Origin of the sequence: Spiractinospora alimapuensis, assembly GCF_018437505.1 — a bacterium.
GTDB classification, from domain to species: Bacteria; Actinomycetota; Actinomycetes; order Streptosporangiales; family Streptosporangiaceae; genus Spiractinospora; species Spiractinospora alimapuensis.
Genome location: NZ_CP072467.1, coordinates 1,045,883 through 1,066,526, shown reverse-complemented (window position 1 = coordinate 1,066,526; position 20,644 = coordinate 1,045,883). Strand labels below are relative to the sequence as shown.

Below are 20,644 nucleotides of genomic sequence, written 5' to 3'. Positions count from 1 at the left end.
GCTCAGCGGCTCGGTACGGGGATGCGGGCGGCGATGTCGGCGACGACCTGCTCGGGCAGTCGGCGTTCGAGTTGCGCCTCGGGGCTGGGGATCAGACGATGCGCCAACACGGGAACCGCCAAGGCCTGGATGTCGTCGGGGAGAACGTAGGAGCGGTTCTCCAGGGCCGCGTAGGCACGGGCCGCGCGGATCAGGTGCAGGGTGGCGCGCGGCGAGGCGCCCAGGCGCAGCGCCGACGCGGTTCGGGTGGCGCTGATGAGATCGACGGTGTAGCGGCGGACGCTGGGGGAGACGTGGATATCCCGCACGGTGTCACTCATGGCCATGACCTCGGCCGCCGTGGCGACCGGCTCCAGTTCCGCCAGGGGGGAGTGCGCGCCGTGGGTGTCGATCATGTCGAGTTCCGCCTGCGGGTCGGGGTACCCCACCGCGATGCGCGCCATGAACCGGTCCCGCTGTGCCTCGGGCAGTGGATAGGTGCCCTCCATGTCCACAGGGTTCTGCGTGGCCACGACCATGAAGGGCCGGGTGAGCTGGCGGGTCCACCCGTCCACGCTGACCTGGCTCTCCTCCATGCACTCCAGCAGAGCCGACTGGGTCTTCGGCGAGGCGCGGTTGATCTCGTCACCCACGACGATGTTGGCGAAGACGGGGCCCGGCTTGAACTCGAACTCCCGACGCGCCTGGTCATAGACGCTCACACCGGTGATGTCCCCCGGCAACAGGTCCGGGGTGAACTGGATGCGGCTCACGGAGCAGTCCACGGCGCGCCCCAGCGCCTTGGCGAGGATGGTCTTTCCCACCCCCGGGATGTCCTCGATCAGCAGGTGTCCCTCGGCGATCAGCACCGTCAGCGCGATGCGCACGGCCTCGGGTTTGCCCTCCAGGACGGTCTCCACCGCGGAGCGGATCCGGTCGGCGACGCCGAGGATGCCCCCTGACGTGTCCGACCTCTCCGCCTCACCGTGACCTCTATGCCCCGTGTCCAGCGACACCCGCACTCCTCGTGGTCAACACCCGTCGCCGGGGCGCCCCAGCCCGCTCGACCGTGGCTCTGTCTCGTGGGGGGCGTGCCGCGCGTCGGGCGATCTTCGGGCCGTCGACGGGGAGGACCCCGGTGATGCGGTCGCGGCCCGCCCGCACCCGACGGCGTCCATGGATGTCCGAATCGGGGTGTGTCGGCCCAGACATCGGGCCCCGTGGCGCGCGCCACGGCGAGCGGAGGCGGCACGGAACGCTCGCCCCTCATGCCCAGATCGACCCACAAACCCAAAGAGTAGGGCTAATCGACCACTTTGGGAACCTCGCCGTCAATCTCCCGATATTCCGTGCGGGCGCCCTGTTTCGGTCGGTGACACTGCGGCTTTAGTGCGCCACGCACCGTGCTCCGTTCGGGTGCCGGCGAGGACCTGCGGTTTTCGGCGGAATGTCGTGGTCACCGCAGGTGTGAATCTGTTGACCGTGGGGGAGAGTGGAGTACAGTGGAGCACTGTGGAGCAGGAGACTGCTCCATCGGTCTGGGGAGGTGGGGGCCGATGTTCCTCGGAACCCACCCGCTCCGCTTCGACCAGAAGGGACGCCTGTTCCTTCCGGCGAAGTACCGCGACGAGCTGTCGGGGGGGTTAGTGATCACCAAGGGCCAGGAGCGTTGTCTCTACGTCTTCACGACGGACGAGTTCCAACGCGTCACCGCCGCGCTGCGGACGGCCCCGGTCACTGCCAAGGCAGTTCGTGACTACAGCCGAATACTGTTCGCCAGCGCCTCCGACGAGGTTCCCGACCGGCAGGGCCGCGTCACGGTTCCCGCGGGTCTGCGAACGTATGCCGGCCTGGAGCGCGATTGCGTCGTGGTCGGGGCCAACACGCGGCTGGAGATCTGGGACGCCCAGGCATGGGCGGACTACGAGGCCGAGCAGGAGCAAGCGTTCGCCGAACTCTCGGAGGAGGTGTTGCCGGGAGTGCTGTGACGCCGAGGCCAAGGGGTGTTCCCCACGGCCGACTGTTGGTGTCACAACCGTCAGTCCCAGTCCGGCTCGGCCTTCAGGTGACCGTGCGCCCCGTTAGCTGACGCATCTTCCCCGGCGCCAGGTGACGGATTGCTGGACCGCGAGCGCCACGGCGCCTGGAGGCTGGACTGGGCCCCCTTCGCGGGGACGTGAGCGAGGGGGAGCAGAGCGACGAGGGGGCGGAGACATGGCGGAGAACGCTGCGGCGCACATCCCGGTCATGGCCGACCGCATCGGTGAACTCCTGTCCCCGGCGTTGCGGGCTCCGGGCGCTGTCCTGGTCGACGGAACCCTGGGCATGGGCGGGCACACCGCCGCCCTGCTGGCCGCACACCCCGAACTGCGCGTCGTCGGCATCGACCGAGACGTGACGGCCTTGGAGTTCTCCAAAGCCCGCCTCAGTGACGACCTCGACCGGGTCGACTTCGTCCACGCCCGCTACGACCACATAGCCGACGTGCTGCGCGAACTCGGCATCGGGACCGTCCAGGGCATCCTCCTCGACCTTGGCGTGTCCTCACCACAACTGGACGAGGGCACCCGCGGCTTCGCCTACTCCTACGACGCGCCGCTGGACATGCGGATGGACCAGAGCCAGCCGTTCACGGCGGCCGACGTCGTCAACACCTACTCCGCCGGTGAACTCGCCCGCATCCTGCGCCAGTACGGCGAGGAGCGCTTCGCCCGCAGGATCGCCGACGCGATCCTGCGGGAACGGGCGACCAGCCCGATCGACTCCACCGCACGCCTGGCCGCCATAGTCCGCGACGCCATCCCCGCCCCCGCACGGCGTACCGGGGGCAACCCCGCCAAACGCAGTTTCCAGGCGATCCGTATCGAGGTGAACGCCGAGATATCGGTCCTGGAGGACACCCTCCCCTCCGCGATCGACCAACTTGCGCTCGACGGCCGGATCGCCGTGTTGTCCTACCACTCGTTGGAGGACCGCGCCACCAAACGAGCACTGTCCGCCCGTGCGCGGGACACGACACCACAGGACCTCCCTGTGTCGCTGCCCGAGCACCAGCCGGAACTCCGACTCCTCACCCGAGGCGCGGAGGTTCCCACGGCGGAGGAGAGCGGCGAGAACTCACGTGCCGCGTCCGCACGACTGCGGGCGGCCGAACGCGTTCGTACGCCACGCGGTGGAAAGAGTGGACACAGCGGACAGGCTGGGGGATGAGCATGAGCCCGACCGCGAAGGACACCCAGGCGCCGAGCGGAGCCGGCACCACGAGGAAACGGCGGGGGGCGGAGACCAAGCCACGGCGCCAACGCGGCCCGCAGACCGCGCCTCCGGCCACGAAACCACGGAAGGACCCCACCAGCGGGCAACGGCGTACCGGCCGTACCCGCCCGGACAGCCGGCAGGCGCGTGCGCCGCGGCTGCCGTTCGTGCTGCTCATCCTGGGTCTGCTCGGGGGCGCGTTCGTCAGCATGCTCGTCCTGCACACGATCCTCGCCCAGGACGCCTTCGTCATCACCGAACTCCAGCGCGAGAACCGGCAGCTCTCGCAACAGGAGGAGGCGCTGTCCGAAGAGGTGATGGAGGCGGAGTCGCCCGAGGAGCTCGCGCGTCGCGCGGAGGAGCTGGGGATGGAACCGGGCGACGCGCCACGGTTCCTGGACCCCGAGACCGGGGAGATCAGCGGAGCCCCCGGGGAATCGGGCTCCTGACGGAAGAGGTGGGACCGTGAGTGGGGGGCGGGACTCCCGACGGCCCGACGCCGCGGGGCGGCCCAGTCGTGGGCCGTCCAGCGCGCAGCGTCGTCGGCCCGGAACCAATGCCAGGCGCGGCGGGACACGACCGCCGCGCCCTCCACAGGGACGCCCGGGGGCAGGTCGCGGCGGTCCGCGGCCGGGCGAGCGGCCCGGTGTACGCGTTCCGCTGCGTCCGACCCTGCGCCGCGGCGAGCCGGGCAGGCGGATCAAGGCGGGGCTCGTCCTGCTGGTCGCCCTGCTGCTGCTGTTCACGGGCCGGCTCGTGCAGATCCAGGGCATCGAGTCCGCCACCTACGCGGCCGAAGCCGCCGACCTGCGTCTACAGCGCATCGAGATCCCCACGACCCGGGGGGAGATCACCGACGTCAACGGCAACCCGTTCGCGGTGTCGGTCGAGACCCGCACCGTTTTCGTCGACCCCATGGAGGTCGACGAGGACCAACGGGACGACGTCGTGGACGAGCTGGCGCAACGCTTCGACCTCGACCCGGAGGAGGTCGCGGTCAAGGTCGACGCCACACCCACGCGGTACCAGGTGGTCGCCCGCAACGTCACCCCCGAGGAGGCGCGGGAGCTGGGCGAGCTGGAGCTCGCCGGAGTGAACGACCAGATCGGGTACCGGCGCGTCTACCCCGACGACAGTGGAGTCGCCAACCTGGTCGGCTTCGTCGGCGCGGACGGCCACGGCCTGGAGGGGCTCGAGGGGTCCCTCGACGACACCCTGGCCGGACAGCCCGGACGCCAACACATCGAGCTGGGCGCGGGCGGCACCCAGATCCCGATGGCCGGAGGCCTGGAGCGCGAACCCGTGCCCGGAACCGACGTGCGCCTGACCCTGGACCGGGACATCCAGTGGCAGGCACAGGAGGCGCTACAGGACCGGGTCGAGGAGCTCAACGCGGCCGGCGGCAGTGTCATCGTGATGCGGCCCACCGGTGAGATCCTCGCCATGGCCAACGCGCCCACCTTCGACCCCAACGCCGTCGAGGACTCCGAGGCCGAGGACCGACGCAACGGTGCCGTCGCCGACGCCTTCGAACCCGGCAGCACCAACAAGGTGATCACCGCCGCCGCGGTGCTGGAGGAGGGGCTGGGAACACCCGACACGGTCTACTCCGTCCCCGAGAGCCTCGACCGACACGACCGCACGTTCCGCGACGCCACCCCCCACGGGTACGAACGACTGACCATGAGCGGCATCATCGCCCTGTCGTCCAACGTGGGGACCGTGCTCATGGCGGAACAGGTGGGGGCGGACGGCCTGTACGACTACCTGGGGCGGTTCGGCTTCGGCAAGCCCACCGGGCTCGACCTTCCCGGCGAGAACGCCGGCATCGTCGCGCCGCCGGACGAGTGGTGGGGAACCCAGCTCGCCACGATCTCCTTCGGACAGGGCATCTCGGTCAACGCCGTCCAGGCGGCCAGCGTCTACGCCACCATCGCCAACGACGGGGTGCGCGCCGAACCGCACATCGTCGCCGGCACGGTCGGCGAGGACGGTGAACTCGACGAGGGATCGGACGCCACCCAGGAACGGGTGATCAGCGAGGAGTCCGCCGCGGACCTCAGGCTCATGCTGGAGGCGGTCACCGGCGAACACGGCACCGCGCAGCAGGCGCAGATCCCGGGCTACCGCGTCGCCGGGAAGACGGGGACCGCGCAGAACGTCAACCCCGAGACCGGGACCTACGAGGGCGGCGGCTACACCAGCACCTTCGTGGGCTTCGCTCCGGCCGACGACCCCGAGCTCGTCGTCCAGGTCGTCCTCCACGACGCCGAGAGCGATTATCACGGCGGCGAGGCCGCCGGCCCCGTCTTCAGCGACGTCATGTCCTTCGCGCTGAAGTCCGAACAGGTACCGCCGGCCGACGAGGAGATGGAGTCGCTGCGGCTCTTCGAAGAGTAGCGAGTCGCGCCGGAGACCACGCTGGGTAGGGTGGTCGCGACCGTGTCGTCAGGCGAGCGGACCGGGGTGTGCCCATGTGGAACGTGTTGGGGATCTGCGGGAGCCTGCGGCGGAACTCCTACAGCTCGGGGCTGCTCCGCGCGGCCGACCGCGCCCGGCCCGACATCACCGTGCTCGGTGCCGAGCTCGCCGGCCGGCTTCCGCTGTTCAACCCCGACCTCGACGACGAGGCACTGCTCCCCGACGCCGCGCGCGAGTTCCGGGCGTGCGCCGACCGGTGCGACGGCATCATCATCGCGACACCGGAGTACGCGCACGGCCCCTCGGGCGCCACGAAGAACGCGATGGACTGGCTCGTGGGATCCAGCGGGCTCGCCGGCAAGCCGACGCTCCTGATGAGCTCGTCACCGGGCCAGGCGGGCGGCATGCGGGGCCACCTCGCCCTCATCCCCACACTCACCCTGATGGGCAGCGTGCTGGTCGACTCGGTCACGATCTCCGGTGCCCCCGCGCGGACCGACGGTCGGGGCGACTTCACCGATCCCGACGTCGCTCAGCGGGTCGAACTCGCGCTGCGTGAGATGTCCGCAGCCCTGGTCCGGTCCGAACGGAAGGCGTCACAGGCGCTGCTGCGCTGACGGGTCGCGTCGGGTTGCGCGCGAGCCGGAGGCGCGCCGTCGCTCCGGTCCGGAGTCCAGGTCACCGAGGCCGTCCGGCGGGGCGGACGCACGACGCCACACGTCGATCGCCCGGCCGGCGCTCCCCACCCTCGTCGCCGACTGCCTCACGCCCCCCCGGAACGTCGGTGCTCCGCCGCACGCACCGGGTGCGGGTGTGCCCGTCCACCACGTCCGTGATCGAACGGCGCAAGGGCGCGGGGGAGGGGGTGCGTCGCTTCGAGCCGGGCGGAGGACCCCATGTTGGTGGCGGTGACGGGAGGGCCCACCGCAGGCACCGCGTGAGTACTCCCCGAGGGGGCGTGCGATCACGTGGGCGAGCAGGCGTGGGGGCGAGGGATCCGGCCGTACTCACGGGACCACGGTCGGGTGACGGCGCTCGGTCGCGCGGCGCGCTCGACACGGTGGTTCCCCCGTCCAGGTGCGATAGCCTCTCGGCGTGGAACCTGTACCGCGACCTCGCCATACTGAACCGCGTCCGCTCAGCGACCTGGTCCGTGTCCTCGGAGCCGAGGGTGAGCCGGGCTCCGTCACCGTCACCGGAATCACCCACGACTCCCGACAGGTGCGACCCGGTGACCTCTACGTCGCGCTGCCCGGGCAACAGCGCCACGGGGTGGCGTTCGCGGCTCAGGCCGTCGAGGCGGGAGCGGCCGGGATCCTGACCGACCCCGAGGGCAGGGAACGCGCCCGGGCCACCGGACTCCCGGTCCTGGTCGTCGCCGACCCGCGGTCACAGCTCGGCGTCGCCGCGGCGTGGACCTACGGTCACCCCGCGGACGGCATGCTGTTGATCGGCACCACCGGCACCAGCGGGAAGACCACCATCACCTACCTGCTGGAGTCGGGACTGCGTTCGGCCGGCATGGTGACGGGCCTCATCGGCACGGTGGAGACGCAGATCGCCGGCTCCACGATCTCCACGCCGCTGACCACGCCGGAGGCGACCGACCTGCACGCGGTGTTCGCGCTCGCCCAGGAACAGGGCGTCTCCGCGGCAGCGATGGAGGTCTCCAGCCACGCGCTGACCATGGGCCGCGTGGGTGGGGTCGTCTACGACGTGGCCGTCTTCACCAACCTCTCCCAGGACCACCTCGACTTCCACGCCGACCTGCGTGACTACTTCGAGGCCAAGGCGCAGCTCTTCCGTCCGGAGAAGACCCGGGTCGCGGTCGTCAACGCCGACGACCCCTTCGGCCGAGCCCTGATCGACATGGTGACGGCCGAGGGCAAGGTCCCCGTCACCACGGTCTCCTCGAAGGACGAGCCCACCGCCGATTGGCGCGCCGAGGACATCGAGCTCGGACACACCAGCAGCACCTTCCGTGTCGTGGGCCCCGGCGGCGTCTCGGCCCACGGGTCGATCGCCCTTCCCGGTCCCTTCAACGTGGACAACGCGCTCGCGGCCATCGTCGCGCTCGTCGAGGCCGGGGTCCCCCTCGACGACGCCGCCGCCGGAGTCGCGGCGTGCCCCGGTGTGCCGGGGCGCATGGAGCGCGTCGGTGACGGCACCGACATCACCGCCCTCGTTGACTATTCCCACAAACCCGGCGCCATCGAGGCGGTCCTTCGTTCCCTGCGGACCGTCACCGACGGCGAACTCACCATCGTCTTCGGCTGCGGGGGCGACCGGGACCGCGGCAAACGCCCACTGATGGGGGAGACGGCGGCGCGCCTCGCCGACGCCGTCATCCTGACCGACGACAACCCCCGCGGGGAGGACCCCCTGGGCATCCTCAGCGGCATCCTCGACGGTGTGAGCGAGGTGCCCCACGAGCGGCGGGCCCGCGTCACGGTGGAACCCGACCGCGCCGAGGCGATCGCCCTCGCGGTGCGTCGTGGCCGTCCCGGCGACACGATCGTCGTGGCCGGGAAAGGTCACGAACGTGGTCAGACCGTCGCGGGGGTGACACTCCCGTTCGACGACCGCGAGGTTCTCCGGCAGGCGCTGCGCGACGCGGCCGGTCGACATGCTCTAGGGTAGGTGCGGCAAACGGACCTGGCACCAAGTCGGTATCCTCTCCGGACGCGGTTCGCGGGAGCGCCCTGTGCCCCGTTGTGGGCCGCCGCGTGCGTCGCTGCCGCGCACGGACAGACCCCGAAGTCCTAAGGAGTGGATTTGGTCGTGCTGCCGCTCGATCGGATCGCTGCGGTCACCCAATCCCGTCTCCTTCCTGGAGACAGTGGACGGGAAGAGACCGTGGACGGCCCTGTCGTCATCGACTCACGAGAGGTGGTCCCCGGCGCGCTGTTCGTCGCGCTCACGGGGGAACGCGTGGACGGCCACGACTTCGTCGCCGCCGCCGCGCGAGCTGGCGCCGCCGCGGCGCTCGTCTCCCGGCCGACCGACACCACCATCCCGCAGTTCGTCGTCGATGACGGCGACGCCGGTGTGCTCGACGCGCTGGGCCGGCTCGCCCGCCACACGCTGGACGCCCTGCCCCACGCCCAGGTCATGGCGGTCACCGGATCCTCCGGCAAGACCACCACCAAGGACCTACTCGCCCAGGTCGTCGCCCCCCAGGGGCCGACGGTCGCCCCGGTGGGATCCTTCAACAACGAGATCGGGCTGCCCCTGACGGTGCTCAAGTCCGGCCCCGACACCCGCTTCGTCGTCCTCGAGGCCGCGGCCAGAGGGACCGGGCACATCGCGCACCTGTGCGACGTCGCGCCGCCCCGGATCGGCATCGTCCTCAACGTCGGCACCGCCCACCTTGGAGAGTTCGGCAGCCGGGAGGCGGTCGCCAAGGCCAAGGGCGAACTCGTGGAGGCGCTCCCCGACGCCGAACACGGTGGGGTCGCGGTACTGAACGCCGACGATCCCGCGGTCGCGGCCATGTCCACCCGCACCACCGCGCGTGTGGTCCGGTACGGGCGGACGCCCGACGCCGACGTCCACGCCGAGAACGTCGTCCTGGACGCGGGCGGACGTCCCCGGTTCACCCTGGTCACCCCCGAGGGGCGCGGCGACGTCGCCCTCGCCCTCGCCGGTGAGCACCAGGTCCACAACGCGCTAGCCGTCGCGGCGGCGGCGCGGGAACTCGGACTGGCGCCCGGCGAGATCGCCGCCGCGCTCACCGACGCCCGGGCGAAGAGCCGCTGGCGCATGGAGGTGTCGGAGCGCGCCGACGGTGTCACCGTCGTGAACGACGCCTACAACGCCAACCCCGAGTCGACCGAGGCCGCGCTGCGCACCCTGCGCACGATGGTCGAGGCGACACCGGGACGCCGCGCGGTCGCCGTCCTGGGCCACATGGCCGAACTCGGCGACGGCCACGACGTCGAGCACGAACGCGTAGGGAGACTCGCCGCCGAACTCGGTGTCGGCGTGCTGGTGACGGTCGGCTCGGCCGCGGAACCGATTGCCGCGGGAGCCGCCACTGTGACGGAATGGCCCGGAGAGACACGTCGGGTGGTCGACAGCGACGACGCGGTGACCTCCCTGTCGCACGTGCTCCGACCGGGCGACATCGTGTTGGTGAAAGGATCGCGGGTGACCGGGCTGGAGCAGTTGGCGCAACGGCTGACGGCCGAGGGAGGCACGCAGTGACAGGAATTCTTGTCGCCGCGGGGGTCTCACTCCTGATCTCACTGTTCGGCACACCGCTGCTGATCCGCATTCTCCGCCGGCGTGGCTACGGACAGCACATCCGTGAGGAGGGCCCCGAGGCCCACCACGACAAGCGCGGCACGCCCACCATGGGCGGCATCACCATCATCATCGGCGCCGTCGTGGGCTACCTGGCCGCGCACGCCGTCTCCCTCACCGTGCCCACCGTGAGTGGGCTGCTGGTGATGGGGCTGTTCGTCGGCCTCGGTTTCGTCGGCTTCCTCGACGACTTCATCAAGATCTTCATGCAGCGCAGCCTCGGCCTGCGCAGCAGCGCCAAGATGCTCGGACAGATCGTCGTCGGTGTCGCGTTCGCGATCGGGGCGACGCAGTTCCCCAACCACCACGATTACACCCCGGGATCGACCCACCTGTCGTTCCTGCGCGACTTCGGCCCGCCGCTGATGGTCGGCGTGTTCGTGATCTGGGCGCTGCTGCTGATCGTCGGCACGTCCAACGCGGTGAACCTCACCGACGGACTGGACGGGCTCGCCGCCGGCGCCACCGTCCTCTCCCTCGTCGCCTACGTCATCATCGGTAACTGGCAGCTACGCCAGAGCTGCGTCGAGGTGCTGAGCCCGAACTGCTACACGGTGCGCGACCCCCTGGACCTCGCGGTCGTGGCCGCCGCCGGCCTCGGCGGCTGTATCGGGTTCCTGTGGTACAACGCGCCGCCGGCCAAGATCTTCATGGGGGACACCGGCTCCCTCGCCCTGGGTGGTCTGCTCGTGGGCCTGGCCATCACCACCCGGACCCAGTTGCTGCTCGTCATCCTCGGCGGACTGTTCGTCCTCATCACCTTGTCGGTCATGGTGCAGGTCGGCACCTTCCGACTGACCGGGAAACGCATCCTGCGCATGGCGCCGCTCCAACACCACTTCGAACTCAAGGGGTGGGCGGAGACGACTATCGTCATCCGCTTCTGGATCATCCAGGGACTGTTCGTCGGTGTGGGTGTCGGCCTGTTCTACCTGGAATGGATGCCGCGATGACGCCGGACGGCGCGCCGCCCCCCCGGCCGTCCGCTCCCTGGAGTGACGCCGACCTCACCGGGCTCGCCGTCTGCGTCGCCGGCCTCGGCGTCTCCGGCCCCCCCGCCGCCCGCGCGCTGGCCCGTCGCGGCGCCCGGGTGTGCGTCATCGACGGCCAGCGGGAGAGCGACGCCGCGGACGCCGACCCCGTCGCCGCGCGGGTCCACACGCAGGCGGCCGAGCTGCGCGGACACGGTATCGAGGTCCGCACCGGCACCGACGCCCTGCCCGCCGGCACCGAGTTGGTCGTCACCTCACCCGGGTGGCGACCGGACGCGCCGGCGCTCGTCGCCGCGAACCGGGCGGGCATCGAGGTCATCGGCGACGTCGAGCTCGCCTGGCGCCTGAAGCCCGCGGGACAGCGGTGGCTGGCGGTCACGGCGACCAACGGCAAGACCACCACCGTGCGCATGTTGGAGGCGATCCTGCGGGCCGCGGGCTACCAGGCGCGCGCCGTGGGCAACGTCGGAACCTCTATCGTCGACGTCGCCCTCGAACCCGGGGCCGAGAACGAGATCCTCGCCGTCGAGCTCTCCAGCTTCCAGCTCCACTGGTCGACCGGTGTCCGCCCGGAGGCGGCCACCGTCCTCAACGTCGCCGCCGACCACGTCGACTGGCACGGCGACCTGGAGTCCTACGCCGCGGACAAGGGCCGGATCTACGCCTCGGGCACGACGCGCATCGTGAACCTGGACGACCCCTGGTCCCGTCGGCTCGCCGACCGCTACGGGGACCCCACCACGCCCACGATCGGGTTCACCCTCGCCGCGCCGGCGATCGGGGAGCTGGGCGTCGCCGACGGGACGTTGGTGGACCGCACCGGCGCGACCCGGGACGAACCCGGCGTGGTGCTCGCCAGCGTGGACGACGTCCGACCGGCCGCGCCGCACAACGTGGCCAACGCGCTCGCCGCCGCCGCGATGGCACGCGTGGCCGGTGTCCCGGCCGCCGCCGTCCGTGCCGGCCTCGTCGCGTTCACGCCCGAGGATCACCGCATCGCCACGGTCGGCACCATTGACGGGGTGGAGTACGTCAACGACTCCAAGGCCACCAACGCCCATGCCGCGGCCGCGTCCCTCGCCGCCTACGACTCGGTGGTCTGGATCGCGGGCGGTCTGTTGAAGGGTGCGCAGGAGGCCGACCTGGACGCGCTGGTGCGTGCCGCGCGGGAGAGACTGCGCGGTGTCGTCCTGATCGGCGCCGACCGGGCGCGGCTGCGTGCCGCCCTGGAGCGGACGGCTCCCGACGTCCCCGTCGTGGAGATCGACCGTACGGACGTCAACGCGATGGACGCGGTGATCGGGGCGGCGCGTGACCTGGCCACCACCCATGCCGCGAGCACCGTGCTGTTGGCGCCCGCCGCGGCCTCCATGGACATGTTCACCAACTACGGGGAGCGGGGCGACGTCTTCGCCGCCGCGGTCACCCGGGGGATCGACACAGCCGCCACCCGCGACTGATCGCCGGCCCGGGGGAGGGACGGGTGGGGGGAGGCCGCCCCTCCCGATGCCCGGACACCACGCGATCCAGCGACACGCGGGAAATGTCCGGTGTCCGCGCGCGTGTTCCCGCCACACTTGGCGACGTGCGAATGTGCGGAGGTGGCGTGTGACGGCAACGGTTCCGACGTCCTCGACCAAGACGAGGCGGGTCAGGCCCCCCAGCCGGACCGCGCGGCTGCTCCAACGCCTGGATCGGCCGCTCACGTCGTACTACCTCATCTTCGGCGCGTCGGCGTTGCTCATGGCGCTCGGCCTGGTGATGGTCCTGTCGTCCTCGATGATCGACTCCCTCACCGAGACCGGGTCGTCGTTCTCACTGTTCCAGAAGCAGCTTTTCGCCGCCTTGGTCGGCGTCCCGCTGATGATCCTCGCCTCCCACGTTCCGGTGCGGATCCTGCGTGTCGTGGGTAACCCCGCGATGATCGTGTGCATCGTCCTCCTCCTGCTGACGGTGTTCCAGGGGGAGACCTACTACACCGGGGCGGCGCGCTGGCTGGAGCTGGGGGGCGTCACGATCCAGCCCTCGGAGCCGACCAAGCTCGCCTTCGCGCTCTGGGGCGCGACGATCCTCGCCCGACGGGAGGAACTCAACCAGCTCGATGAGTGGCGACAGCTCCTGATGCCCCTCCTGCCGGGGGTCGCGGTGCTCGTCCTGCTGGTCCTGCTCGGAAGCGACTTGGGAACCACCTGCGTCCTCCTCGCGGTGTTCCTGGCCCTGCTGTGGGTCGTGGGCGCCCCGGGACGCCTCTTCATCGGCATGTTCGCGCTCGTGGGCCTGCTGGTCGCGATCATGGCCGTGGTCGAGCCCTACCGCGTGGCGCGCATGACCACGTTCCTCAACCCCCAGGACGACCCCACCGACGCGGGCTTCCAGGCCCTGCACGGGCTGTACGCTCTGGGCACGGGGGGCCTGTTCGGGGTGGGGATCGGCGCCAGCCGGGAGAAGTGGGGCCTGCTGCCGCACCCCGAGAGCGACTTCATCTTCGCCATCATCGGTGAGGAACTCGGACTGCTCGGGTCCCTGCTCGTCGTTGGCCTGTTCGGCCTTCTCGGCTACGCGGGGCTCCGTGTGGCCATGCGCGCCAAGGACAGTTTCGTCCGATTGGCCGCGATCTCCGTCACGTGCTGGATCGTCGTCCAGGCCTTCGTCAACATCGGCACCGTCATCGGTATGCTGCCCGTGACCGGGATTCCACTGCCGCTGATCTCCGCCGGTGGATCGGCACTGATACCCACGTTGGTGGGGTTGGGAGTCCTGCTTTCCCTGGCCCGCGCCGAGCCGGAGGCGAGGAAGGCGCTCGCCGCCCGGAACCCGAGTCTGCTCGAGCGCGGGCTGCGCTGGTTGGGCCTCGGCGCCACATCTGGCCCAAACACCTCCCGAACCCGGCAGAATGGGGCGGGGAACGGACAGGATTCTGCGAAGAGGAGTCGGCGGCGATGAAGGTGGTCCTTGCCGGGGGCGGAACCGCGGGTCATATTGAACCCGCACTGGCCCTGGCTGACGCGTTGCGGCGGATTGACCCGAGCGCGCACGTGGTGTGCCTGGGGACGGAGCGCGGGCTCGAGACCCGCCTGGTGCCGATGCGCGGCTACGAGCTGGCGGAGATCCCCGCCGTGCCGCTGCCCCGTAAGCTCACCCCACAGCTCCTGACCGTTCCGGGGCGCCTGAACAGCGCGATCGGTGCGGCGGCGGGAGTGCTGGACCGGGTCGGGGCCGACGTCCTCGTCGGCTTCGGCGGATACGTCGCGACCCCCGGATACCTGGCCGCGCGCCGCCGCAAGGTGCCGATCGTGGTCCACGAGGCGAACCCGCTGCCGGGCCTCGCCAACCGCCTCGGCGCCTACCTCACCACCCACGTGTACACCGGTCACCCCAACGCCGAGATGCGTAACAGCCGGTTCATCGGGATCCCGCTGCGCGAACAGATCTCCAAGCTGGACCGGCTCAGCACGGGAGACAAGGCGCGGGCCCACTTCGGTCTACGGCCCGACCTGCCGACCCTGCTGGTGTTCGGTGGGTCGCAGGGCGCGCAGACCGTCAACGACGTATTGTTCACGTCCGCAAACGAGCTGCACCACGCCGGAGTCCAGGTCCTGCACGTCGTCGGACCCAAGAACGCCGACGGTCCGCAGGACCGGACCCAGGGCGACGTCCCCTACGTCGTCGTTCCCTACGTGGACCGGATGGACCTCGCCTACGCGGCCGCGGACATGGCGCTGTGCCGTTCCGGCGCCATGACGTGTGCCGAGCTCACCGCGGTGGGACTTCCCGCGGCCTACGTGCCGCTGCCGATCGGCAACGGCGAGCAGCGGCTCAACGCCGAGCCCGTCGTGCAGGCGGGTGGCGGTCTCCTCATCGACCAGGCGGCGCTCAGCCCGCAGTGGATCCGCGACACCCTGCTCCCCGTTCTCACCGACACCGACCGAGTCGTCGCCATGTCCGAGGCGGCCTCGCGGATGGGACGCTCCCACGCCGACGAGGAGCTCGCGCAGGAGGTCCTCGCGGTGGCCGGGGGCTCCCGCAACCGGGGCCAGGCGCCCATCGACGGACAGGTGGACTACGAGTCGTCGCGCTACTCCGACGACGGGGAGGACAGGCAGTGAGTCCCACGCGGGGCGCCGCGAGCCGGAACCAGGGCGAGGCGGGTCGATGAGTCTGGTGGAACGCACCGAGGTGCCACCCACGACGGAACTGGGCCACGTCCACTTCGTCGGGATCGGCGGCGCGGGCATGTCCGGCATCGCCCGCGTCCTGCTGCGGCAGGGCGTCCCCGTCTCCGGTAGTGACGCCCGCGAGGGGCCGGCGCTGCCGGAACTGCGCGCGGCCGGCGCCACCGTCCACGTGGGCCACACCGCGGAGAACCTCGGCGACGCCGACACGCTCGTCGTCTCCTCGGCGATCCGCGACGACAACCCGGAACTGGCGGCGGCGCGGGAGCGGGGCCTGCGGGTCCTGCCTCGGGCGGCCGCCCTGGGCGGGCTGCTGCTGTCCCGTCGCGGTGTGACCGTCGCGGGCACGCACGGCAAGACCACCACCTCGTCCATGCTGACGGTCATCCTGCGCGAGCTCGGCGCCGACCCCGGATACGTGATCGGTGGAACGCTCACCGCGACCGGAACCGGAGCCGAGGCCGGAACGGGCGAGGTCATGGTCGTGGAGGCCGACGAGAGCGACGGGTCCTTCCTGCTGCTCTCGCCCGCGGTCTCGGTCATCACCAACATCGAGGCCGACCACCTGGACAACCACGCGGGCCTCGCGGAGATCCGGGCACTGTTCGCCCAGTTCGCCGCACGGACCACCGAGCTGATCGTGGTCTCCGCCGACGACCCCGAAACCGTCGCCCTGACCGCCGACCTCCACCACCCCACCGCCGACGTCGTCACCTTCGGACGTTCGGCGTCGGCCGACTACGTCGTCGACGACGTGCGAGCCGAGGGCTTCGCCACCCGGTTCACCCTGCGCGCGCCCGACGGCGAGCGCGTGGACTGTCGGGTGGAGGCCGCGGGAGAGCACAACGCCCTCAACGCGGCCGCCGCCGTGGCGACGGCGCACCGTCTGGGCCACGACCTGGAGGCCGCCGCGCGCGCCGCGGCCGCGTTCACCGGGTCCGGGCGTCGAATGGAACCCAAGGGTGGGGGCCGCGGTGTCCGCGTCTACGACAGCTACGCCCACCACCCCACGGAGGTCGCGGCCGACCTCCGCGCCGTGCGCGCCGCCCTGGACTCCACCGGGGCCGACACCGCCGGCGGCGAGCGGCACCCCCGCGTCCTCGTGGTCTTCCAACCACACCTGTTCAGTCGCACCCGCGCGTTCGCGGCCGAGTTCGCCGCCGCGCTCGCGCTGGCGGACACGGCACTGGTGTTGCCGATCTACCCGGCCCGTGAGGACCCCATCCCCGGTGTGGACGCGCGTCTCATCACCGACGGCCCCGATACCGACGGGCGGGTCCTGGGCCACCTGGAGCGGGAGACCGTGGCGAAACGCGTCGCGGAGCTCGCTCGCCCCGGTGACGTGGTGCTGACCATGGGAGCCGGGGATGTCACGGAACTCGGTCCCGACATCGCGGCAGCTCTGAACGAGGCGTAGTGACCAAGAAAAGCGACGGCGGGAACGGACGGGACGCCTCGGACCAGCCGACGAGCGGCGACGCCGCCACGGTGTCGGCCCGTCGAAGATCCAACCCGTGGAAGCTCGCCTTCGTGCTCCTACTGACGGTGGGCGTCCTGGCGGCCGTGGTGTGGATCCTGCTCGGATCCCGGCTGCTGGTCGTACGCGACATCGAGGTGTCGGGGACCGACCGGATCCCCGAGGCCGACGTGGTGGACGCCGTCGCGGTCGAGCAGGGGACACCGCTCGCCCGAGTCGACACCGACGCGGCCTCGGAACGCGCCGAGGAGCTACGCCTGGCGGAGGAGGTCGTCGTGCGTCGCGGCTGGCCGACCCACCTGCGCGTGGAGGTCACCGAACGCGAGCCCGTACTGAGCGTGCGGGCGGACGACGGGTACCAGCTCGTCGACGCGGACGGTGTCCGCATCGAGGACGCCGACGACCCGCCGTCGGAGAGCCCCTTGGTGACGGTGCGTGGCGAGATCGAGGGAAACACGGGTGTCGCCGCCGCCGCGGCCGTCACCGGCGCGCTCCCCGAGGACTTCCTCAGCGAGATCCGGACCATCGACGCCACCGAGGAGAGGATCGAACTCGACCTCGCCTCCGGGGCACGTGTGGTCTGGGGCAGCGCCGAGGGCAACACCGACAAGGCACGGGTTCTGGCGGCCCTCACGGAGGAGCACCCCGCCGAACCGGAGCTGGAGTATGACGTGAGCGCGCCGGATGTGGCGGTCGTTCGATAAAAACCAAAGGCGTGGCGCCGGGGCGTCGCATCGCGTCCCCGCGCGACACGCCGCTAGGCTGAACACCTAGTTAGTTGCTCCCCAGGTGGGCCTGAGCCTACTGTCGGAAGCAATGCTCCCAGTTGACATAAGTCTGGCAGCCGGGTTGCAGGGACGGGCACCGTCGCCCGTCCGTGGCGTCGGTCATCAAGCGAGCGGAAGGGCCCCTCGTCGTGGCAGCACCGCAAAACTACCTCGCGGTCATCAAGGTCGTCGGCATCGGCGGCGGTGGCGTCAACGCCGTCAACCGGATGATCGAGGAGGGTCTCAAGGGCGTCGAGTTCATAGCGATCAATACCGACGCCCAAGCGCTTCTGATGAGTGACGCCGACGTCAAACTTGACGTTGGGCGCGAACTCACACGCGGCTTGGGCGCGGGCGCCAACCCCGACGTGGGGTGCAAGGCGGCCGAGGACCACCGAGAGGAGATCGAGGAGGTCCTCAAGGGCGCGGACATGGTGTTCGTGACCGCCGGCGAAGGCGGCGGGACGGGCACTGGTGGCGCACCCGTGGTGGCCAACATCGCCCGTTCACTCGGGGCGCTCACCATCGGTGTCGTCACCCGGCCCTTCGGTTTCGAGGGCAAGCGGCGCGCCACCCAGGCGGAGTCCGGGATAGCGATGCTGCGCGACGAGGTCGACACGCTGATCGTGATTCCCAACGACCGGCTCCTGTCGATCTCCGACCGTCAGGTCAGCGTTCTCGACGCGTTCAAGGCCGCCGACCAGGTACTGCTCTCCGGTGTTCAGGGCATAACCGACCTGATCACCACGCCGGGGCTGATCAACCTCGACTTCGCGGACGTCAAGTCCGTGATGTCGGGCGCGGGCTCGGCCCTCATGGGGATCGGTTCGGCGCGCGGGGACGACCGCGCCGTCGCGGCGGCCGAGATGGCGATCTCCTCGCCGTTGCTGGAGGCCAGCATCGACGGAGCGCACGGAGTGCTGCTCTCGATCCAGGGTGGCTCCGACCTCGGACTGTTCGAGATCAACGAGGCGGCGCAACTGGTGGCGAACTCCGCCGCCCCCGAGGCCAATATCATCTTCGGCGCCGTCATCGACGACGCCCTCGGTGACGAGGTGCGCGTCACCGTGATAGCGGCAGGGTTCGACGACGTGCGCGACGGGGGACCGTCACCGGCGCAGGCGACGGCGCAGACCGCGCCCGCTCGTCCGACCCAGACACCCGCCGCCGCGGAACCGCCGGCTCCCGCCCGCCAGCCGGAGCCGCGACCCGAGCCCACGCCCCAGCCCGAGGCGGAGGAGGAGGCTCGGCCGCGTGCGTCCGAGGTTCCCCCGATCGCCCCGGTGGCCTCGGCGCAGCCGACGCGACCCGCGGCTCCGGAGCCGCCCGCGCCAACGGTGCGACCGGCCCAGCCGACACCGGTGACGTCGGAGACGCGTCCCACGGCGACCAGCGCGTCGCCGAGCGCCTCCGCGACCTCGGTGCCGTCGACTCCCGCTCCGGTGCGCGAGCCGGATCCGGAGCCCGAACCCGCCCCGCGGCAGGTCGCGGAGCCGGTGGCGGAGCCCGAGCCGCCGCATGAGGACGTCGTGGACGACAGCGACCCGCTGGAGGACCTGCGCACCCCGAGTTCGGGGACCTCGCTGAGTGGCATCCGCGCGGTCAGCGACCGTGCCGACACCGACGACCTCGGCGGTGGCCGGGGGAGCGAGGGGCGTGCCCCGCGGCGGCGGGTGGTCTTCGACGAGGGCGACGACCTGGATGTGCCAGACTTTCTCAAGTGACCACCAACGCTGACGCGACGCCCATCGGGCAACGCATTCACGGACTGGGGCGGGGCGTCTCCGCCGGATTCACCGCACGTGCGGACGGGGGAGTCAGTGCTCCTCCGTTCGCGCGGCTCAACCTCGGCAACGGGGTGGGAGACGACCCCGCCGCCGTCGCCCGGAACCGGGAACTGGCGGCGCGCGGGTTCGGCATATCCCCGGATTCCGTGGCGTGGATGAGCCAGGTTCACGGCCGCGACGTGGCGGTGGTCGACACTCCAGGTAACGCTGGTCAGGTCGACGCCATGGTGACGACCCGACCGGGAGTGGCGCTCGCGGTCCTCGTCGCCGACTGTCTCCCGGTCCTGGTGGCCGACGCCGAGGCCGGAGTGGTGGGCGCCGCCCACTCGGGCCGGCCGGGCACCGCCGCCGACATCGCCGGCGCCCTGGTCGAGGAGATGACCCGCCAGGGTGCTGTCGCGGAGCGGTGCGTCGCCCTGCTGGGACCCAGTGTGTGCGGCCAGTGCTACGAGGTTCCCCGTGACCTGCGCGACGCGATGGAGCGCGTCACGCCGGAGGGTGCGTGCGTCACCCGGTGGGGGAGCCCTGGGGTCGACATCCGCGCCGCGGTCGTCGCCCAACTCCGGCGTGCGGGCGTGGCCGAGATTGGTCACGACGAACGGTGCACGCGGGAGGACGACACCTTGTTCTCCTACCGGCGGGACGCGACCACGGGTCGTTTCGCCGGATACGTGTGGCGGGACGCGGCGTGAGCGAGCCGGATCGCGTCGCCGAGATCACCGAGAACCTCTCCCTGGTCCGACGCCGAGTGGAACGCGCCTGCGTCGCGGCTGACCGGGACCCCGACTCCGTGTGTGTCATCGCCGTCACCAAGACCCGGCCCGCCGAGGACGTGCGCGCCGCGGTGAGGGCCGGACTCGTGGACGTGGGGGAGAACCGGGCCGCCGAACTGGCTGAGAAGGCGGAGTACTGCGCCGGCCACGGTCTCGTCGCACCCGAGGTCAGATGGCACTTCATCGGGCAGTTGCAGACCAACAAGGCCCGGCTCGTGGCACGGTGGGCCGACGTCGTGCACTCGGTCGACCGCACCCGCCTCGCCCGGGTCCTCGCGGAACGGGCCCGGGAGAACGAGCGCGAGATCACGGCCCTGGTGCAGGTCAACCTGGATCCCGACGCCGTCGTGGGCACCCTGGGCCCACGTGGGGGGTGCCACCCCCAGGACGTCGCCGCCGTGGCCGACTTCGTGGCCGAGCGGGAGGGACTGCGCCTGGGCGGGATCATGGCCGTCGCCCCACCTCCGGACGCGGGGGTGCCCGTCGGGGAGTCCTTCGCCCGCCTGCGCGAACTCGGTGTCCGATTGCGGGCCGACCATCCGGCCGCGACAATGGTGTCCGCCGGGATGAGTGCCGACCTCGAGGCCGCGGTGGAACACGGCGCGACACACCTTCGGATCGGGACCGCTTTGCTCGGCGACCGGCCCTCTGGTGGGGTAATGTCCCTCTAGGGTCGCGCCTTTCGTTGGTTCGCCTGCCGGGGTGAACGCCGACAT

17 protein-coding genes are annotated in these 20,644 nt (G+C 71.2%); 16 read left to right on the top strand and 1 reads right to left on the bottom strand.

The features are described from left to right. Window positions 1-2: 2 nt before the first annotated feature. Window positions 3-995 carry an AAA family ATPase gene (locus tag J4H86_RS04980; RefSeq protein ID WP_394356449.1) on the bottom strand — a complete coding sequence of 331 codons (993 nt, stop codon included), beginning with the start codon at window positions 993-995 and terminating at the stop codon, window positions 3-5. A gap of 540 nt (window positions 996-1,535) precedes the next feature. On the opposite strand from J4H86_RS04980, the gene mraZ reads away from it, so the two are divergent. From mraZ to J4H86_RS04900, 16 genes are all read left to right on the top strand, one after another. Next, the gene (gene mraZ / locus J4H86_RS04975) at window positions 1,536-1,967 is read left to right on the top strand and encodes a division/cell wall cluster transcriptional repressor MraZ (protein WP_236542328.1); all 432 of its coding nucleotides are present in this window, start codon (window positions 1,536-1,538) and stop codon (window positions 1,965-1,967) included. A 226-nt stretch (window positions 1,968-2,193) separates the two neighbouring features. Next, window positions 2,194-3,189, top strand: a complete 996-nt coding sequence (rsmH, locus tag J4H86_RS04970) for a 16S rRNA (cytosine(1402)-N(4))-methyltransferase RsmH (protein ID WP_236542327.1) — start codon at window positions 2,194-2,196, stop codon at window positions 3,187-3,189. 2 nt (window positions 3,190-3,191) lie between these two features. Beyond that, complete coding sequence (locus tag J4H86_RS04965) at window positions 3,192-3,683, top strand: hypothetical protein (protein ID WP_236542326.1); 492 nt, start codon at window positions 3,192-3,194, stop codon at window positions 3,681-3,683. Between the two features lie 16 nt (window positions 3,684-3,699). Next, window positions 3,700-5,634, top strand: a complete 1,935-nt coding sequence (locus tag J4H86_RS04960; protein ID WP_236542325.1) for a peptidoglycan D,D-transpeptidase FtsI family protein — start codon at window positions 3,700-3,702, stop codon at window positions 5,632-5,634. A gap of 74 nt (window positions 5,635-5,708) precedes the next feature. Further along, window positions 5,709-6,272, top strand: coding sequence for an NADPH-dependent FMN reductase (locus tag J4H86_RS04955; protein WP_236542324.1), 564 nt, complete (start codon window positions 5,709-5,711; stop codon window positions 6,270-6,272). Between the two features lie 478 nt (window positions 6,273-6,750). Further along, window positions 6,751-8,295: a UDP-N-acetylmuramoyl-L-alanyl-D-glutamate--2,6-diaminopimelate ligase gene (locus tag J4H86_RS04950; RefSeq protein WP_236542323.1), complete on the top strand. Its 1,545-nt coding sequence runs from the start codon at window positions 6,751-6,753 to the stop codon at window positions 8,293-8,295. Between the two features lie 135 nt (window positions 8,296-8,430). Further along, window positions 8,431-9,861, top strand: a complete 1,431-nt coding sequence (locus J4H86_RS04945) for a UDP-N-acetylmuramoyl-tripeptide--D-alanyl-D-alanine ligase (protein WP_236542322.1) — start codon at window positions 8,431-8,433, stop codon at window positions 9,859-9,861. After that, window positions 9,858-10,913, top strand: a complete 1,056-nt coding sequence (gene mraY / locus J4H86_RS04940; RefSeq protein ID WP_236542321.1) for a phospho-N-acetylmuramoyl-pentapeptide-transferase — start codon at window positions 9,858-9,860, stop codon at window positions 10,911-10,913. The genes J4H86_RS04945 and mraY overlap by 4 nt, the downstream gene beginning before the upstream one ends. Further along, window positions 10,910-12,412 carry a UDP-N-acetylmuramoyl-L-alanine--D-glutamate ligase gene (gene murD, locus J4H86_RS04935; protein WP_236542320.1) on the top strand — a complete coding sequence of 501 codons (1,503 nt, stop codon included), beginning with the start codon at window positions 10,910-10,912 and terminating at the stop codon, window positions 12,410-12,412. The genes mraY and murD overlap by 4 nt, the downstream gene beginning before the upstream one ends. A 148-nt stretch (window positions 12,413-12,560) precedes the next feature. Then, window positions 12,561-13,895: a putative lipid II flippase FtsW gene (ftsW, locus tag J4H86_RS04930; RefSeq protein ID WP_394356448.1), complete on the top strand. Its 1,335-nt coding sequence runs from the start codon at window positions 12,561-12,563 to the stop codon at window positions 13,893-13,895. Beyond that, window positions 13,892-15,058, top strand: a complete 1,167-nt coding sequence (murG, locus tag J4H86_RS04925) for an undecaprenyldiphospho-muramoylpentapeptide beta-N-acetylglucosaminyltransferase (protein WP_236542319.1) — start codon at window positions 13,892-13,894, stop codon at window positions 15,056-15,058. Before ftsW ends, murG begins: the two co-directional genes overlap by 4 nt. A gap of 46 nt (window positions 15,059-15,104) precedes the next feature. Then, window positions 15,105-16,541 carry a UDP-N-acetylmuramate--L-alanine ligase gene (murC, locus tag J4H86_RS04920; protein WP_236542318.1) on the top strand — a complete coding sequence of 479 codons (1,437 nt, stop codon included), beginning with the start codon at window positions 15,105-15,107 and terminating at the stop codon, window positions 16,539-16,541. Then, complete coding sequence (locus tag J4H86_RS04915) at window positions 16,541-17,305, top strand: cell division protein FtsQ/DivIB (protein ID WP_236542317.1); 765 nt, start codon at window positions 16,541-16,543, stop codon at window positions 17,303-17,305. Before murC ends, J4H86_RS04915 begins: the two co-directional genes overlap by 1 nt. Window positions 17,306-17,517: 212 nt before the next feature. Then, complete coding sequence (gene ftsZ, locus J4H86_RS04910; RefSeq protein ID WP_236542316.1) at window positions 17,518-19,092, top strand: cell division protein FtsZ; 1,575 nt, start codon at window positions 17,518-17,520, stop codon at window positions 19,090-19,092. Beyond that, window positions 19,089-19,847 carry a peptidoglycan editing factor PgeF gene (gene pgeF / locus J4H86_RS04905; protein WP_236542315.1) on the top strand — a complete coding sequence of 253 codons (759 nt, stop codon included), beginning with the start codon at window positions 19,089-19,091 and terminating at the stop codon, window positions 19,845-19,847. The genes ftsZ and pgeF overlap by 4 nt, the downstream gene beginning before the upstream one ends. After that, window positions 19,844-20,599: a YggS family pyridoxal phosphate-dependent enzyme gene (locus tag J4H86_RS04900; protein ID WP_236542314.1), complete on the top strand. Its 756-nt coding sequence runs from the start codon at window positions 19,844-19,846 to the stop codon at window positions 20,597-20,599. Before pgeF ends, J4H86_RS04900 begins: the two co-directional genes overlap by 4 nt. Window positions 20,600-20,644: the final 45 nt, after the last annotated feature.